Here is a 16,865-nt window from a genome sequence, read left to right as displayed (position 1 = left end):
CAGGCGGGGCAAGATGGCTGATCGGCGCCAATCCCGCCCCGACCGGGTTTCGCATGAAAGGGAATGTCCGATGCCCATACCAGTCTTCGCACCCGGCTGGACACCCCGCCATGATTGCGCAGTCATCGTCGCCTGCGACGGCAATTACCTGCCTTATGCGTCCGTCCTGGCGCTGCAACTGGCGGCACGCGCGCCCGCCTGCGACATCCTGATCGGATCGCCCGAGCCGTTGGAGCTGCCGCATGTTCTGTCCGCCGCCAATATCGGCCATGTCGCCGCTCGCCTGCCGCTGGTCGAGGATGCGCTGCCGCTGGACGGCAGGCGCAGCCTTGCCGCCTACATGAGCGTGTTTCTCGCCTCGGCCCTGGGCGGGGTCTATCGGCGCATCCTGGTGCTGGATGCCGACATCCTTTACGAACGCGGCGATCCGGCGCGGCTGATGGCCGCCGACATGGGCGGGCGGGCGGTCGCGGCGGTGCGCGACAACCGCCAGTGGCGCAACCCAGCCAAGCGCGTGCCCGATTTTCGCCGGCTTGGCTGGTCGGCGGCGCCTTATTTCAATTCCGGGGTGGTGATGATCGACCTTGCGGCCTGGACCGCCCAGGATCTGTCCGCACGCTGCGCAGGTTTCGCCCGCCAGCATCTGAAGGGCCTGGGCCGCGACCAAGCGCTCTTGAACGGCACGCTGCACGGGGAATGGGCCGAGATCAGCCCCCAATGGAACTGGCAGTTCACCTGGGCATCCAGCCACCTTGCCGGGATGGCGGAACCCTGCATGGTCCATTTCATCGGCCCGACAAAGCCCTGGCTGGACCGTTCGGCGGGAATCGTCCCGATGCGGTGGCGCGCGCCCTATGGCGCGTTCCTGGCCGAACATTTTCCCGCCGCGCCGCGTCCCGCGCAGGCCGACCGCTGTTATTGGCCCACGCGCCGCCAACTGGGGCGCAGCCTGTTTCGCCAATGGCGGGCCGCGGGGCGGATGCTGGATTACCTGGGCCGCTTTGACGACGAATACACCCTGGTCGATCCCCGCTGATCCCTGGCGGGCAAGGGTTCTTGCAACTGCCGCGCGGCACGGTCACATTCCACCCCAACAATCCGTCAGGAACCGGCAATGCGCATACCGATACACAAGCAACTGATGTGGTGGGGCGTGGCCGCCGTTGCGCTGTTGCTGGCGATGTGGCTGCTGGGGAACGCGATCCTGCCCTTTATCCTGGGCGCGGGCGTGGCCTATCTGCTGGATCCGGTGGCCGACCGGCTGGAACGGTCGGGCCTGTCGCGGGTCATGTCGGTGGTGGTCATCACGGTGGCCGCTGTCCTGGCCTTCGCAGGGGTGGTGCTGCTGGTTGTGCCGGTCATGCTGCGCCAGGCGACTTCGCTGATCGAGACCGCGCCCACCATGCTGGAACAGGCGCGCCTGTTCCTGTCCGCCCGGTTCCCCGAGCTTTTGCCCGTCAATGGCGATGTGGGCACGGCATTGACCGACCTTGGCGCGGCCATGGGCGAACAGATGGGCACGCTGGCGTCCAGGCTGCTGTCGTCCGTGGGCGGCATCATCAGCGCCATCGCGATCCTGGTGATCGTGCCGGTGGTGGCCTTCTACCTGCTGCTGGACTGGGACCATCTGGTTGACCGGGTGGACACGCTGTTGCCCCGCGAACACGCGCCGACGCTGCGCCGCCTGTCGCGGGAAATCGACGAGGCGCTGTCGGGCTTCGTGCGCGGGCAGGGGCTGGTGATGCTGATCCTGGGCACCTGGTATGCCATCGGGCTGATGATCGTGGGCCTGCCCTTTGGCTTCTTCATCGGGGTAATGGCGGCGCTGTTGTCCTTCATCCCCTATGTGGGCGTGCTGATCGGGGGGGCGACGGCGATCGGGGTCGCCTTGTTCAGCTTCTGGGGCGATCCGCTGTTCATCGGCCTGGTGGTGGCGATCTTTGCCATCGGCCAGATCGTCGAGGGCAATTATCTGCAACCCAAGATCGTCGGCCACCATGTCGGCCTGCACCCGGTCTGGCTGCTGCTGGCCTTGTCAGTCTTTGGCGCGCTGTTCGGTTTCGTGGGCATGGTCATGGCGGTTCCGCTGGCCGCGGCCCTCGGAGTGGTCGGGCGGTTCCTGACGCAGCGGTATCAAGAAAGCGCACTGTTCACCGGCCAGGCGCTGCCCCCCGACCCGGGCCAGCCGATGCTGGTCGAGATCGTGCCCCAAGGCACCGTGTCCAACACCATCCGCGAGGCGCGCATCCGCGCCGACCAGAACCGCGCCCAGGGCCAGATCGAGATCATGCGCGAGGAAATCGCCCGCAAGCATCCTGACGTGGGATAGATGGGCGCGAGTTCTCGGCAACTGACGCTGGACCTGACCACGCCGCCGGCCCATTCGCGCGCCGATTTCCTGCCCGCGCCCGCGAACCGGGCGGCGCTTGCGGCCTTGGATGCGCCGCAGGACTGGCCGCTGGGGCGGATGCTGCTGATCGGGCCCGAGGGCGCGGGCAAGTCGCATCTGGCGGCGTTCTGGGCGGCGGAAAACGGCGCGCGGCGGATCAAGGCCTCGGCCCTGCGTCCCGACGCGGCGGACGGGCTTGCCCCCGAGGGCGGTGCCTTGGTGATCGAGGATGCCGACCGTGCGGGCCGGGCGGCGGGGGCCGAACAGGCGCTGTTCCACCTGTGGAACCTGTGCGCGCCGCGCGATTGCCTGCTGCTGCTGACGGCCCGCACCCCGCCGCGCGACTGGGGCCTGGTGCTGCCCGACCTGCGCTCGCGCATGGACGCGATGCCCCAGGTCCGGCTGGGGCCGCCCGATGAATCGCTGCTGGCCGCCGTGCTGGTCAAGCTGTTCGCCGACCGCCAGCAGGCGGTGCCCGCCGACCTGATCGACTGGCTGGTCCTGCATATGCCGCGCGACCTGGGCCTGGCGCGTCGCCTGGTCGCCGCCATCGACCAGGCCGCCATGGCCGACAAGCGGCCGATCACGCGGCGCATTGCCGCCGAACTGCTGCACGGTTTATCCGACACCGAGACCTGATTCATCCGCTTTGAAGGCCAGGACCATGACGCAAGCCGATTTTCTTCGGACCCCCTTTCCCGAACCGCAGGACTTGCCCGAAGGCGTCCCCCAGAACGGCGCGCGCTTCTTCAACCGGGAAATCAGCTGGCTGTCCTTCAACTGGCGCGTCCTGGACGAGGCGCGCAATCCCCGCGTGCCGCTGCTGGAACGGCTGCGCTTCGTGTCGATCAGCGCGACCAACCTGGACGAATTCTATACCGTCCGTGTCGCGGGCCTGCGCGAACTGGTGCGGGAAGGGAATGCCACCCCCTCGGACGACGGGCTGACGCCTGCCGAACAGCTTGCGATGATCAACGCCGACGCCCGCCGCCTAATGGGCGCGCAGCAAGGCGTCTGGAACCGCATCCGCCGGGAAATGGAGGAAGCGGGCATCGTCATCCTGTCCCGGTCCCGCCTGACGCGCGCCGAGGAGGAATTCCTGCACGATCATTTCGAACGCAAGGTCTTTCCGGTCCTGTCCCCCCTGGCCATCGACCCCGCCCATCCGTTCCCCTTCATCCCCAATGCCGGTTTTTCGCTGGCGCTGGAACTGGCGCGCGAAACCGACGGGCGGCAGATGCAGGCGCTGCTGCCGATCCCTGCGCAGCTCAACCGGTTCATTTCCCTGCCGGGCAGCGAGCGGTTCTTCCGGCTGGAGGATCTGCTGCTGATGCACCTGTCGTCGCTGTTTCCCGGCTATCGCGACACGGGTCATTGCGCCTTTCGCGTGCTGCGCGACAGCGACCTCGAAGTCGAGGAGGAAGCCGAGGATCTGGTCCGCGAGTTCGAGACCGCGCTGAAGCGCCGCCGCCGGGGCAGCGTCATCCGGCTGAAGATCACGCGCGGCGCCCCCGACCGCCTGCGCCGCCTGATCATGGAGGAACTGGAGGTCGGCCCCGACGAGGTGATCGAGGTCGAAGGCCTGCTGGGCGTGGCCGACCTGTCCGAACTGGTGCTGGACACCCGCCGCGACCTGCTGTGGCCCGCCTTTACCCCGCGCGTTCCCGAACGGGTGCAGGACCACGACGGCGACATGTTCGCGGCCATCAAGCACAAGGATATGCTGCTGCACCACCCCTACGAGACCTTCGACATGGTGGTCCGTTTCCTGGCGCAGGCGGCACGTGACCCCAATGTGCTGGCGATCAAGCAGACGCTGTATCGCACCAGCCGCGACAGCACGATCGTCGAGGCCCTATGCGAGGCCGCCGAATCCGGCAAGTCGGTCACGGCCCTGGTCGAACTGAAGGCTCGCTTTGACGAGGCCGCGAACATCCGCCAGTCGCGCCGTCTGGAACGGGCGGGCGCCCATGTCGTCTATGGCTTCATCAACTACAAGACGCACGCCAAGATCAGCACGGTGGTGCGGCGCGAAGGCGACAACCTTGTCACCTATACCCACTACGGGACCGGCAACTATCACCCGATCACGGCGCGCATCTATACCGACCTGTCGCTGTTCACCTGCGATCCGGCACTGGGCCGCGACGCCACCAAGGTGTTCAACTACCTGTCGGGCTATGTTCAGCCCGTGGGCCTGGAAAACATTTCGATATCCCCCATCGACCTCAAGGACCGGCTGCTGTCCCTGATCGGGCGAGAGGCGGAACTGGCCCGGCAGGGCCGTCCGGCGGCGATCTGGGCCAAGATGAACTCGCTGATCGAAAAGGACGTGATCGACGCGTTGTATGCCGCAAGCAGCGCGGGCGTCAGGATCAGCCTTGTCGTGCGCGGCATTTGCGGAATCCGTCCAGGCATCCGGGGCTTGTCGGAAAACATCCGCGTCAAATCCATCGTCGGGCGATACCTGGAACATTCGCGCATCGTGTGCTTCGGCAACGGCCATGGCCTGCCGTCGAAACGGGCGCGGGTGTTCATCAGTTCGGCCGACTGGATGGACCGCAACCTGAACCGCCGGGTCGAAACCCTTGTCGAATGCGTGAACGAAACCGTTAAGGCGCAGATCGTCAGCCAGATCATGGCCGCCAACATGGCGGACGAGGCGCAAAGCTGGTTGTTGCAACCCGATGGCCGGTTCGTGCGCTATCTTCCCGACGGGCGGGACGACCTGTTCAACTGTCACCGCTTCTTCATGGACCATCCGTCGCTGTCGGGGCGGGGCACGGCGGGGGCCGGCGACGTTCCGGCACTGACCCATTCGAATGATTGACGCCCCCGTCACGGCGGGTCATTAACAAATGCGATGCGACCCATGCAGGAGAGGCGCGATGAACGGCGTGCGGACAACGACCGGCAAGAAGATCGAGCCTTTCGGCAAGATGTTCGCGACCTTGCCCAAGCGGGCCCTTTCGCGGGTGGGGGTGGTCGATGTGGGATCGAACTCGATCCGGCTGGTGGTCTTTGACGGCGCGGCGCGCTCGCCCGCCTATTTCTATAACGAAAAGGTCATGGCCGGGTTGGGGGCCAAGATGGCCCAGACCGGCCGCCTGAACCCCGAAGGCGTCCAGCGGGGCTTTGCCGCCTTGCAACGCTTTGCGGCGCTTGCCAAGGGCATGGACATCGACCCGCTGACCTGCGTGGCCACCGCCGCCGTGCGCGAGGCGGCGGACGGCCCCGAATTCCAGGCCCGCGTCGAACGCGAAACCGGCATCAAGATGTGGGTCATCGACGGAGAGGAGGAAGCCCGCCTGTCCGCCCAAGGCGTGCTGCTGGGCTGGCCGGACGCGCGCGGGCTGGTTTGCGACATCGGCGGCAACTCGATGGAGCTGGCCGAGGTCGCGGACGGGCAGGTGGGCCGACGCGTCTCGTCCCAGCTTGGCCCCTTCCGCCTGCAGCAGGTGCCGGGCGGCAAGGACGGGCTGCGCAAGCATATCAGGAAGGTGATGGCGGAACTGGCCCAGGTCATGGGCACCCATCACGAGCGCATCTATCTGGTCGGCGGCAGCTGGCGCGCCATTGCCCGGCTGGACATGGAACGCGTGGGCTATCCCATGACGGTATTGCACGAATACCGCATGACGCCCGCGGCTGTGGCCGACACGGTCGCCTGGATCGGCGCGCATGAGCTGAACGATCTGCGCGCGCAGGTGGGGATCTCGACCTCTCGCATGGAGTTGGTGCCGCTGGCCTCTCAGGTGCTGCTGCAACTGGCCGAGACGTTCGCGCCCACCGAACTGGCCGTCAGCAGCTATGGCATCCGCGAGGGCCTGTTGTACGAACAGATGCCCGACAGCCTGCGCAAGCGCGACCCCCTGATCGAGGCCGCACGGTTTACGGAACGCCAGATGGCCCGGATGCCGGGATCGGGCAAGAAGCTGTATCAGTTCCTGCAACCGCTGTTCGCAAACGCGCCGCCGGAACAAGACCGCCTGATCCGCGCAGCCTGCCTTTTGCACGACACAAGCTGGCGCGCCCATCCCGATTACCGGGCCGAGGCCTGCTTCGACAATGTCACCCGCGCCAACATGGCCGCGCTGTCTCATCCCGAGCGCGTGTTCCTGGGGCTGGCCCTGCTGCATCGATACAAGAACAGCCGCGCGGGTTCCCTCATGGCGCCCTTGTTCAAGCTGCTGTCGGGCGCGCAGATCAACGATGCCGAGGTTCTGGGCAAGGCCATGCGCTTTGGCGCGATGCTGGCGTTGGACGATCCTGCCGATGCCGGGCGCCTGACCTGCGAAAACGGGGAACTGCGCCTGCACCTGACCCCCACCGGCCGCAAGCTGATGGGCGAAGTGGCCGAGGCGCGGTTCCGGTCGCTGTGCGGGGCACTTGGTCTGGAAGGCGCTATCGTCTAGATCTTGCCGCGATTCAGCGCCTTGCGGAATTCACGCATCCTTCATGCGATAACCACTCGGATTTCGGCGCCCTATCGACCGCGATCCCGCTTGAGTGATTTAAGGCTTGCATAGGCGGGTTGTCCGACGTGCACCACAAGGTATTTGGCCTTTTGCCGCAGCCATTGCACAGGCGTCACCTTCAGCCGCGCATCATATGCCGCCTTTGGACGCAGATGCGGCTGCAATGCCAGTATGGGCGGAAGCAGGCTTTCCAAGCGGTCTTGGAACGAAAGCTTGAGAGTTTTGTGCCAGTAATGAAAGACGACGTCCCACGCGGAAAAGATTCTGGTTGTCCGTTCGGCAGCCATGCCCACCGCAAGCTGTTCGCAGGTATGGACCCGGGTTTGCTGCCAGAGATGGTCGCAAAGGCGAAGGCTTTCATGAAGGACGCCGATGTCGCTGTAGTGGAAGCCGGTGATGCCCGAATTCCACATCTTGCTATGATTGCGCAGAACCGCCTTCGTGCCGTCGCTCCACGTGAATGGGTGGTTACGGATTCCGTCCCGGATTTTCCGGGTGATCCGGTCCGAGGCCAGGCGGAGGTTTTTCTCGGCAACATGCAGGCAGCTGCGTCCGGGGCCGATGCGATTGAACAGCAGCATGGGCGAACGCTGAAAACAGGTATCCGTATCGACGAATGCCAGCTTGCCCCGGTATTTCTCAAGCGCCTCGATGATGACCATCAGCTTGCGCCGGTGGGTGTAATCACTTCCCTCAAGCCAGGCATCCAGCTTGGCCTTGTCGATCCGCAGCACGGTTACCCCCTCCAGCGCTGCGAAATTCTCGGGATGATCGGTATAGACCACATAGCGGACGCGGCCGGTGCCGAACGGCTCAAAATGAGCGGCCGTGAGCAGCGAAAAGACGGCTTCCTTGATATGCTGACCTTTGCCATAGGCCAGGTAGAGCAGGGTTCCCGCGTATTGAGGGTCGCCTTTTTCATTATCCAAGGCTGTCTCAACACTGAAACTCTGCGACGTCATGCCTCAATAACTCCGAAACCATCACTTCAGCTGGCACCAAAGGATGTTTCGGCTTGACTGCGCCGCATATCGCTTGGTCATTAGGTGGCACGATTAGGCCCGATTGGAAGCAAGACCGTCAAGTAGGAATGTAAGATTTTCAATACCGATGTCAAAAATAACAGAGAATACAATATATTAATGAAAATTGAAGGAATTTCCTTCTTGCCGATTTTCAACCGGCAGATTACGCGAAAATCTTGAATATTCTTATAATTGAAAATAGTCCCTTTAGTCTGGGCAGGACTACGGTTTAGAGCGTATTGCGGCTTTCCCGATTCAGGATACCCCTGTGGCTTGATCTGTGATTCCCTGCCTGCATGACAGGTGGAGGGATGATATGGGCAGACCGCATCCTATGGCGCTCCGAGAGCGCGTTGTGGCGTTTGTGGAGGAAGGGAACTCGCACCGTTCAGCCGCTGCGCGGTTCCGGGTTTCGGTGAAGTTCGTCAACGACATGGTGATCCTGAAGCGCGAGACGGGCGGGTTAGCTCCGCGTGCCCAAGGCCATGGTGGTGGTCATGGCAAATTGGTTGGTGTGGGGGACTGGATCACCGCGCGCATGAAGGCGAAGCCCGATCTGACGCTGAACGACCTGGTCGGCGAACTTGCGGATCATCACGGCATCGCCATTCACCGTGTCTCGGTTTGGCGGTTTTTGCGCGGTCTCGGGCTGACACACAAAAAAAGACCTGCAAGCCCTCGAGCAGAAGCGGCCTGAGATCCGGCAGGCACGCCATATCTGGATCACACGACGCCAACCGTTCATGCGCAGCGCGTTGACGCGCCTTGGTTTCATCGACGAGACGTCGCTGAAGACGAACATGGCCAAGACCACCGGATGGTCTCCAAAAGGCGCGCGCCTTGTCGACCATGCGCCCTTCGGCCACTGGAACACCCAGACCTTCATCGCCGCCCTGCGCCATGACCGGCTGGATGCGCCCTGGGTGATCGACGGTGCCATGAACCGCGAACTGTTCGAGCTCTATGTCGAAACCCAACTGGCCCCGACACTGCGACCCGGCGATGTGATCATTCTGGATAACCTGTCATCGCACAAGAGTCCCAAGGCAGCGGCGACTATGAGCGCCGTTGGCGCGTGGTTCTTGTTCTTGCCTCCCTACAGTCCGGATCTGAACCCGATCGAGATGGCCTTCGCAAAGCTCAAGGCCCTGATCCGGAGAGCCGCCGCGCGAACCTACGAGGCTCTCTGGCACGCCGTCGGGCAGGTCTGCGATCTTTTCACCGATGAGGAATGCTACAATTTCTTCAAAGCCGCCGGATATGAAACCGATTAGACGCAACGCGCTCTAGATCGCAGCTTAAGGTTTCAGCTTGTAGCATATCCAACAGCTATGCTTTCCGCGTTGCCACCGAACGCAGCCATCAACCGCACATGGGGCATGGGCCGACTGTCGCTGAAGGCACATCCAGCCTGCGCTGAAAGAACTGATCGTCGTCGATCCGATCCGCACGATGCTGCACTTGGCGCTGGATATTCCTGCATGGCCGGGCGGCTTGATGAAATCCGGTCGCTGATCTGTTCTTCCTGAAACACGACCTCGGCCGACTACGGCAAGAGGCGGAGTTGGAAAAAGGGCGCCCGAAGGCGCCCTTTCCGTGTCTGCCGCAAAGGCAAGGGATGATTACATCATCCCGCCCATGCCGCCCATGTCGGGCATACCGCCGCCAGCCGATTTCGGCTCGGGCTTTTCGGCGATCATCGCCTCGGTGGTGATCAGCAGGCCCGCGACCGAGGCCGCGTCTTCCAGGGCGGTGCGAACCACCTTGGCCGGGTCGATCACGCCGAACTTGAACATGTCGCCATATTCTTCGGTCTGCGCGTTGAAGCCGAAGGACTTGTCGTTGGAGTCGCGGACCTTGCCGGCAACCACGGCACCGTCAACGCCGGCGTTCTCGGCGATCTGGCGCATCGGAGCCTCGAGCGCGCGGCGCACGATGGCGACGCCTGCTTCCTGGTCCGAGTTTTCGCCCTTCAGGCCGTCCAGCGCCTTGGCGCCCTGCACCAGGGCCACGCCGCCGCCGACGACCACGCCTTCCTGCACGGCCGCGCGGGTGGCGTTCAGCGCGTCGTCCACGCGATCCTTGCGCTCTTTCACCTCGATCTCGCTCATGCCGCCGACGCGGATCACGGCAACACCGCCGGCCAGCTTGGCCACGCGTTCCTGCAGTTTCTCCTTGTCATAGTCCGAGGTGGTTTCCTCGATCTGCTGGCGGATCTGCGACACGCGGGCCTCGATCTCGGATTTTTCACCGTTGCCATCGACAATGGTGGTGTTGTCCTTGTTGATCGTGACCTTTTTCGCGCGGCCCAGCATGTCGATGCCGACGTTTTCCAGCTTCATGCCCAGGTCTTCGCTGATGACCTGACCACCGGTCAGAATGGCGATGTCCTGCAGCATGGCCTTGCGGCGATCGCCAAAGCCCGGGGCTTTGACGGCAGCGATCTTCAACCCGCCGCGCAGCTTGTTGACGACCAGCGTGGCCAAGGCCTCGCCTTCGACGTCTTCGGCCACGATGATCAGCGGCTTGCCCGACTGGATGACGGCTTCCAGCAGCGGAACCATCGGCTGCAGCGAGGACAGCTTCTTTTCATGCAGCAGGATATAGACGTCTTCCAGATCCGCGATCATCTTGTCGGGATTGGTGACGAAATAGGGCGACAGATAGCCGCGGTCGAACTGCATCCCTTCGACGACTTCGACCTCGGTCTCCATCCCCTTGTTTTCTTCGACGGTGATCACACCCTCGTTGCCGACTTTCTGCATCGCATCGGCGATGAAGCGGCCGATATTGGCCTCGCCATTGGCGGAAATGGTGCCGACCTGTGCCACTTCGTCGCTGTCGGTAACGGGACGCGAAGCGGCCTTGATGGCCTCGACGACCTTCTGGGTCGCCAGATCGATGCCGCGCTTCAGATCCATCGGGTTCATGCCGGCGGCAACCGCCTTCATGCCTTCCTTGACGATGGCCTGGGCCAGCACGGTCGCGGTGGTGGTACCGTCGCCCGCTTCGTCATTGGTGCGGCTGGCCACTTCGCGGACCATCTGGGCGCCCATGTTCTCGAACTTGTCGGACAGTTCGATTTCCTTGGCAACCGTCACGCCGTCCTTGGTGATGCGGGGCGCACCGAAGGACTTGTCGATCACGACGTTGCGGCCTTTGGGACCAAGCGTGACCTTGACGGCATCCGCCAGAATGTTGACGCCTTTCAGCATCCGATCCCGAGCATCCGTGCTGAACTTGACTTCTTTCGCAGCCATGTGACTCTCCTAGATTTATGATTGAAGGATGCGGATCAGGCGATGACGCCCAGGATGTCGCTTTCCTTCATGATCAGCAGCTCCTCGCCGTCGATCGTGACCTCGGTGCCCGACCATTTGCCGAACAGCACCCGGTCGCCCGCCTTGACCGAAGGAGCGATCAGTTCGCCCGAATCCTTGCGCGCGCCTTCGCCGGTCGAGATGATCTCGCCCTCGGCGGGCTTTTCCTTGGCGCTGTCGGGGATGATCAGGCCGCCCTTGGTCTTCTCGTCCGACTGGACGCGGCGGACCAGAACGCGGTCATGAAGCGGTGTGAATGCCATGTGTGAACACTCCGTGTTTCAGGTTGCAGTGTTGCGTTGTTGGCACTCACGGCAAGCGAGTGCCAATGGCGGTGATCTAGGCCACTAGATCGGAACTGTCAACGGCGAGCTGTCGCCCAAATGTGTATTCGGGGCGGCTGGTCAACGGTCCGCGCCTGTGACAGCCTTGCGGCGGCTGGCGGCGAGGGACCAACGGATGCGGGTGTTTTTGGCAGGAATTTTCACGCTTTGGGCGGCGGCGGCCCCGGCATCGGAATGCCTGGGCACGAACCTGTTCGGTACCATGCCCGCCGATCAGCGGGCCGAAATCGACGCGGCGGTTGCCGGCGTTCCCCATCACCAGGGCATCTTGTGGCAGGCCGCAAAGGACCGGCAGGTCATGACCCTGGTCGGCACCTATCATTTCGGCGATCCCCGCCACGATGCGATCGTCGCCCGGCTGGAACCGCTGATCGCCGATGCCGCCGCCCTGTTTGTCGAGGCGGGTCCGGCCGAGGAGCGCAGGCTGACCGAGGCCCTGGCATCCGATCCCACCCTGATGGTCGATCCGGCCGGACCAACCCTGCCCGAACGGCTGGACGACCGGGATTGGGCCTTGCTGTCGGCGGCCATGGCGGAACGCGGGACGCCTGCCGTTGTCACGTCGAAGCTGCGGCCCTGGTATGTGGCCATGATGCTGGGGGTCAGCCCCTGCATGATGCAGCAGGTTGCCAAGGGCGGGGTCGAGGGTCTGGACCGCCGCCTTGTGACCCGGGCCGAGGCCCTGGATGTCCCCATCCGCGCCTTGGAGCCATGGGATACGGTCTTTACCCTGTTCAGCCACCTCACGCCCCAGCAGGAAATCGAGATGATCCGCGCGGCCCTTCCCGCAGCAGCCCATGCCGACGATTATGCGGTAACGCTGACCGAGGCCTATTTCGCGGGCGATGTCTGGGCGATCTGGGAATTCGGGCGCTTCGATGCGTATCGCAATTCGGGTCTGACGCGCGACCAGGTCGATCAGCAGATGCGGCTGGCCAAGGAACAACTGATGGACCGGCGCAACCAGGCCTGGATCGGACCGCTGACCAAGGGCGCGCAGGACGCCGCTGCCCGGGACAGGGGCATCGTCGCGGGTTTCGGCGCGCTGCATCTGCCCGGGGAACAGGGCGTGCTGCATCTGCTGGAACAGGACGGCTGGACGATCACCCGCCTGGACGGCTAGGCCTCAGCGTCCGCCCAAGACCGCCAGGGCTTGCGCCTGGCCGCCCTTGACGAAGGTGATGCGGCTGTCGCCGATATCGGTGATCGTGCCGCCGTTGATCTTGTCGCCCAGCCGCAACGTCAGAACGCGTCCGTTCGACAGCCGCACAAGCGCACGGCTGGCCTTGCCCGCGCCGATGGTGCCGATGATCTGGGTCCGGCTGATCTGGATGCCGTCCTTGACCGTGGCGGCCGCACCCGCCGTAGTGGACGTGCGCCCGTCGGGAATGTTGGCCGCAACCTCGGGTTCATCCTCGGCCTCGGGCGGGGCATAGCGTTGCTGGCGGGCGGCGGCGGCGCGGGCCTCGGCCTCGGCCTGCGCGCGGGCGCGGGCTTCGGCCTGGGCGCGGGCCTGCGCCTCGGCCTGGGCATCGGCTGCGGCATGGGCGCGGGCGCGGGCCTCGGCCTGGGCCTGCAATTCGGCGTCCTGGCGGCGCTGTTCGGCCAGGGCCGCATCCTGGGACTGGGCCTGGGCTGCGGCGCGCAGATCCTCGGTCGTGGGGGAAAGGGGTGCGGCGGCAACGGCGGCAGCCACCGCAGCGGCCCCCGCGCCCGCCGCGCGGCGTGGCGGAAGCGCAGATGAACGAAGCGCCGTCAAAGCGACGGCGCCTGGCAAGGGAGAGCTTTCTGAAACGGCTGCGGCGACGGCCCGGTCTATGGCGCCGCCCGACAGGCTTGCATTGCCGGGGCCGGGGTCGCTGCGGGCCACGGATCGCGTCCCGCCGGGTCGTGCAGCAGGCCGGGCCGATTGCCCTAGCCCCGAGTGCGCGCGGGGCGTGTCCGCGACGGCTGCCGCCACCGCATCGCGCACCGCCCGTTGCGACGGACCGCCGACGGCGACCGGCTTGCGGGACGGGCGGGCGTCGGCCAGCCGGATCACCGCGCCGCGTTCCGCAGCGCTGAGACCGCTTGCCCCCGCCTGAGCCGTGCGCAGGTCGCGCAGCACGTCTGTCAGCGCGCGTTCCTCGGCCCGGGTCAGGCGGGTGGGCTGGCCGTCCTCGGAGCGGCTGCCTTCCTCGATCAGGCTTTGCCGCTGGGGGCGCGCAGGCGGGCGCGCAGAAGAGTCGGCAGCCGGGGCGGCGGGGGCTGCAGCCGGAGCTGTGGCGGGCGTTACCGCGGGCGTCGCAGCGGCGGGCCGTTCGGGGGGGCGCGATCCGGTCAGCCGTGCGGCTTCGGGACGCGTGCGTTCGGCGAAAGGCGGCGGGCTGGCAGGAACCACGGGGCGCGCATCGGTCCGGGCGGGCACCGTGGCCCGAACGGGGGCCACGCGCGGCGGGCGTGCCGAACTGGCCAGCTGCTGTGCCGGGGGTTCCACGCGGGCCGCCGGGGTTGCCGGAACGGCTGCCGGGGCCGGTGTGGCCGCAGGGGGTGCCGCTGTGGCCGGGGCCGGGGCGGGCGCAGGCACCGGCGCGTCCCCCATGGTCGCGGCGCTGATCGGCGTTTGCGGGGCGGCGGCGGGCGGCGTGGCCATGGCTTGCGTCAACGCTTGGCTCAAGGCGTCATCGCCTTGCGCGGCAGGAGCCGCAGGCTGCTGTGCGGGTGCGGGCTGGGGGCGCGTGGCCGCAATCGCGGTCCCGGGATCGGCCGGGACAGCGGCAGGGGCAGGTGCGGGGGCCGGGACCGCCGCCACGGGGGCGGTTTCCGGGGCCACAGGGGCCACAGGGGACAGGGGGGCGGCAAGCGGATCTGCCGCCGTCGCCTCTGCTTGCCGGGGTTCCGGGGCGGGGATTGTCGCGGCCGGATCTACAAAGGGCGAAAGGTCCACGGTCTGGACGGGCGCTTGCGCTTGGGCACCTGGCGTTTCGACCGGCGCAGGCTGCGCCACCTGTTCGACCGGCGCGCGAGCCGCCACGGGTTCGGTCACGGCCACGGGTACCGGGGCATCGCCGGATGGCGCGCCGAAAAAGGCCAGCACGATCACAAGGCCCAGAACCAGCATCCCCATCAGGACGGGCAGCCGTCCCGGATCCAGCCCGCGCAGGCGTGCCATGACCGATGGCATGGCAGCCGCTTCCTGCGTCGCTTCGCCCCCAAGGGCGCGGGCTTCGCGGGCACGGTCGTGAACGGCCTGGGCGCGCGGCGGCAAGGCGCGGGGAACCGCGACCGGGGCCTTGATTTCCTTGTGGCGGATCACGCCGGGGGCGGGCATGGGCGTGGCGGCTTTCGCAGGCTCGGCCCCTTCCCGGGCGGGCGGCACCATCACATGGGGCACGATGCGGCTGACGACGACGGGCGTCTGCGCCGGGGCGGCGGGGGCGGGAACCGCCACCACCGGGTCGGTCACGCGCGCCTGAGCCAGATCCGGCTGGCTGAAGGGCGGGCGGGTGAAGCGTTCGGCGGCTAGGCGGCTGGGACCGAAATCGGGCTGGCCGTCGAAGCGGTCGTCTTCGGGCCGAGCCACGAAGCCCGATGGCCGGAACCCCTGGGCACGGGCGAAATCCTCGGCCTCTTCCAGCGTGCGGCGGGCGACGGCGGCGATGCGCAGGGTTTCGATGTCGCCATTGGCGGCGGGGCACCAGTCAAAGGCCAGTTCGTCCGCAGCATAGGGTGTCATCGCCTCCAACGCGCGGGCAATGGCCGTGGGCGTGTCCGATCCCATCGGGACCGTCAGGGTGCTGTACAGGATCTGGTCGTCGGGAATGACCAGAACCGTATCCAGCTGGCTGGGCGCCGTTCCCGCCTTGTCGCGCAACTGGGCCAGCCTTGCGGTCATTTCCTGGCCAGCGAAGGAAGCCTGGCCCAAGGTGCGCCAGCCAGGCCCGTCGCGATGTTCCAGCAGGACCGCCTCGGGCGTAAAGCTCATGGCGAATTCGGGCGGCGCAATATGTCTGTTCATGTAATGGACTGCTCGATTGCGATCGCGTGTTTTATGGGTCCGCGATTTGGTGGGGTTGAAACAGATCTACCGGAAATTGCCCGATGGGGAAAGCGAATCTGGCGCAGGCGTGAACGGAATTGCATTGAACTTCGCCCCCGGCCCCGGTGTTGATGGGGCAATGGCATTTTCGGCAAAAAGGACAATCACATGACACAGGTTTCGCGCAGGCTGGCATGGGCCGCCCTGGTGGCATCGACAGCCCTGGCGCTTGGCGTCCCCGCATCGGCCGCGCCCGGCAGGGACGGTTCGTCCATGTGCCATCCCGGGATGTCCCGCCTGACCGTGACCGGCCAGGGAGAGGCGCGCGTGGCCCCCGATCTGGCGACGATCCAGTTGGGCGTGACCACGCAGGCGGCCAGTGCCGCCGATGCCATGCGCCAGAACTCCACCCAGCAGGCCGCGGTGATCGAGGCGCTGACCGGGGCGGGGATCGACCAGGCGGATGTCCAGACCTCGGGGCTGAACCTGAACCCGGTGATGGATTACGCTGAAGGCCGCGCGCCCACGGTGACGGGCTATCAGGCCAGCAACATGGTCACGGTGCGGGTCAAGGACGTGGCCCGGCTGGGCGAGGTTCTGGACGCCATCGTCGCTGCGGGCGCGAACGAGATCAACGGCATCACCTTTATCCGCGACGACAGCAGCGCCACGGAGGACGAGGCGCGGCGTGCCGCCGTTGCCGATGCCCGCCACAAGGCCGAGATCCTGGCCGAGGCCGCCGACCTGACGCTTGGCCCGGTCCTGGTGCTGCGCGACACGCCCATGATGGAAGGCCCGCGCCCGATGATGATGGAGGCGCGCGCGGCGGCGGATTCCGCCAAGGTGCCGATCGCGGCGGGCGAAGTGGCGCTGACCGCCAATGTCGAGATGCAGTTTGCGCTGACCGGTCAGGATTGCGGCGCGATGGGCGGAAAGGGCAGGCACGGTCACGCCGGTGGCAAGGGCCACGGCCATGGCGGTCATCATGACGGGGGCCATGGTCCTGAGGGCAGGGACGGCGAAGGCCCCGGTTCCGATCAGGCCCCTGACCACGACCATGATCAGGGCGGTCTGCCCCCGGGCCATCCGCCCGTGCCGGGGATCGAGGCTCCGGCACCCGAGGGCGGTCCCGCCGCCGCCGTTCCGGGCAGCGACCCCCTTGCCCCGCCCCCGGGCGACCTGCCGCCGCCGCTGGGCACCGATACCGGCACGCCCGAACCAGGCGAGCCTGTGGTTCCGATGGGACAGGCGCCGGAAACCCCCGCGCCCGCAAACTGACAGGAAAGGGGGC

General features: G+C 66.1%; 12 protein-coding genes. 8 read left to right on the top strand and 4 right to left on the bottom strand.

Annotated features, from left to right (window positions below):
• Positions 1-70: 70 nt before the first annotated feature.
• The 5 genes from LZ585_RS11590 (at position 71) to LZ585_RS11570 (ending at position 6,804) form a co-directional block, all read left to right on the top strand.
• Positions 71-1,036, top strand: coding sequence for a glycosyltransferase family 8 protein (locus LZ585_RS11590; RefSeq protein ID WP_234853717.1), 966 nt, complete (start codon positions 71-73; stop codon positions 1,034-1,036).
• A 78-nt stretch (positions 1,037-1,114) separates the two neighbouring features.
• On the top strand, positions 1,115-2,329 hold the full coding sequence (locus LZ585_RS11585; protein ID WP_234853716.1) for an AI-2E family transporter: 1,215 nt from the start codon (positions 1,115-1,117) through the stop codon (positions 2,327-2,329).
• Positions 2,330-3,028, top strand: coding sequence for a P-loop NTPase family protein (locus LZ585_RS11580; protein WP_234853715.1), 699 nt, complete (start codon positions 2,330-2,332; stop codon positions 3,026-3,028).
• 25 nt (positions 3,029-3,053) lie between these two features.
• Positions 3,054-5,219: an RNA degradosome polyphosphate kinase gene (locus tag LZ585_RS11575; RefSeq protein ID WP_234853714.1), complete on the top strand. Its 2,166-nt coding sequence runs from the start codon at positions 3,054-3,056 to the stop codon at positions 5,217-5,219.
• A gap of 58 nt (positions 5,220-5,277) precedes the next feature.
• Positions 5,278-6,804, top strand: a complete 1,527-nt coding sequence (locus LZ585_RS11570; protein ID WP_390625067.1) for a Ppx/GppA family phosphatase — start codon at positions 5,278-5,280, stop codon at positions 6,802-6,804.
• 71 nt (positions 6,805-6,875) lie between these two features.
• Here the strand turns inward: LZ585_RS11570 and LZ585_RS11565 are convergent, their stop codons facing one another.
• A complete protein-coding gene (locus LZ585_RS11565) occupies positions 6,876-7,829 on the bottom strand; it encodes a hypothetical protein (RefSeq protein WP_234853713.1) in 954 nt (317 codons plus the stop codon).
• Positions 7,830-8,208: 379 nt separating this feature from the next.
• Between LZ585_RS11565 and LZ585_RS11560 the strand changes: the two genes are divergently transcribed.
• A protein-coding gene (locus LZ585_RS11560; RefSeq protein ID WP_139086627.1) for an IS630 family transposase occupies positions 8,209-9,166 on the top strand; the annotation gives its coding sequence in 2 pieces (ribosomal slippage) (positions 8,209-8,550 and positions 8,552-9,166; 957 coding nt in all).
• A 348-nt stretch (positions 9,167-9,514) separates the two neighbouring features.
• Here the strand turns inward: LZ585_RS11560 and groL are convergent.
• The gene (groL, locus tag LZ585_RS11555; protein ID WP_234853712.1) at positions 9,515-11,152 is read right to left on the bottom strand and encodes a chaperonin GroEL; all 1,638 of its coding nucleotides are present in this window, start codon (positions 11,150-11,152) and stop codon (positions 9,515-9,517) included.
• Between the two features lie 35 nt (positions 11,153-11,187).
• Positions 11,188-11,475, bottom strand: coding sequence for a co-chaperone GroES (locus tag LZ585_RS11550; protein ID WP_234853711.1), 288 nt, complete (start codon positions 11,473-11,475; stop codon positions 11,188-11,190).
• Positions 11,476-11,671: 196 nt separating this feature from the next.
• Between LZ585_RS11550 and LZ585_RS11545 the strand changes: the two genes are divergently transcribed.
• Positions 11,672-12,679: a TraB/GumN family protein gene (locus LZ585_RS11545; RefSeq protein ID WP_234853710.1), complete on the top strand. Its 1,008-nt coding sequence runs from the start codon at positions 11,672-11,674 to the stop codon at positions 12,677-12,679.
• 3 nt (positions 12,680-12,682) lie between these two features.
• Here LZ585_RS11545 and LZ585_RS11540 read toward each other — a convergent pair whose 3' ends face one another.
• On the bottom strand, positions 12,683-15,553 hold the full coding sequence (locus tag LZ585_RS11540; protein ID WP_234853709.1) for a hypothetical protein: 2,871 nt from the start codon (positions 15,551-15,553) through the stop codon (positions 12,683-12,685).
• Positions 15,554-15,742: 189 nt separating this feature from the next.
• Between LZ585_RS11540 and LZ585_RS11535 the strand changes: the two genes are divergently transcribed.
• Positions 15,743-16,852, top strand: a complete 1,110-nt coding sequence (locus LZ585_RS11535; protein ID WP_234853708.1) for an SIMPL domain-containing protein — start codon at positions 15,743-15,745, stop codon at positions 16,850-16,852.
• The last annotated feature ends 13 nt before the right edge of the window (positions 16,853-16,865 follow it).

It is taken from the genome of Paracoccus everestensis (genome assembly GCF_021491915.1).
Lineage (GTDB): Bacteria > Pseudomonadota > Alphaproteobacteria > Rhodobacterales > Rhodobacteraceae > Paracoccus > Paracoccus everestensis.
This window is presented reverse-complemented; position numbering and strand designations above follow the sequence as displayed.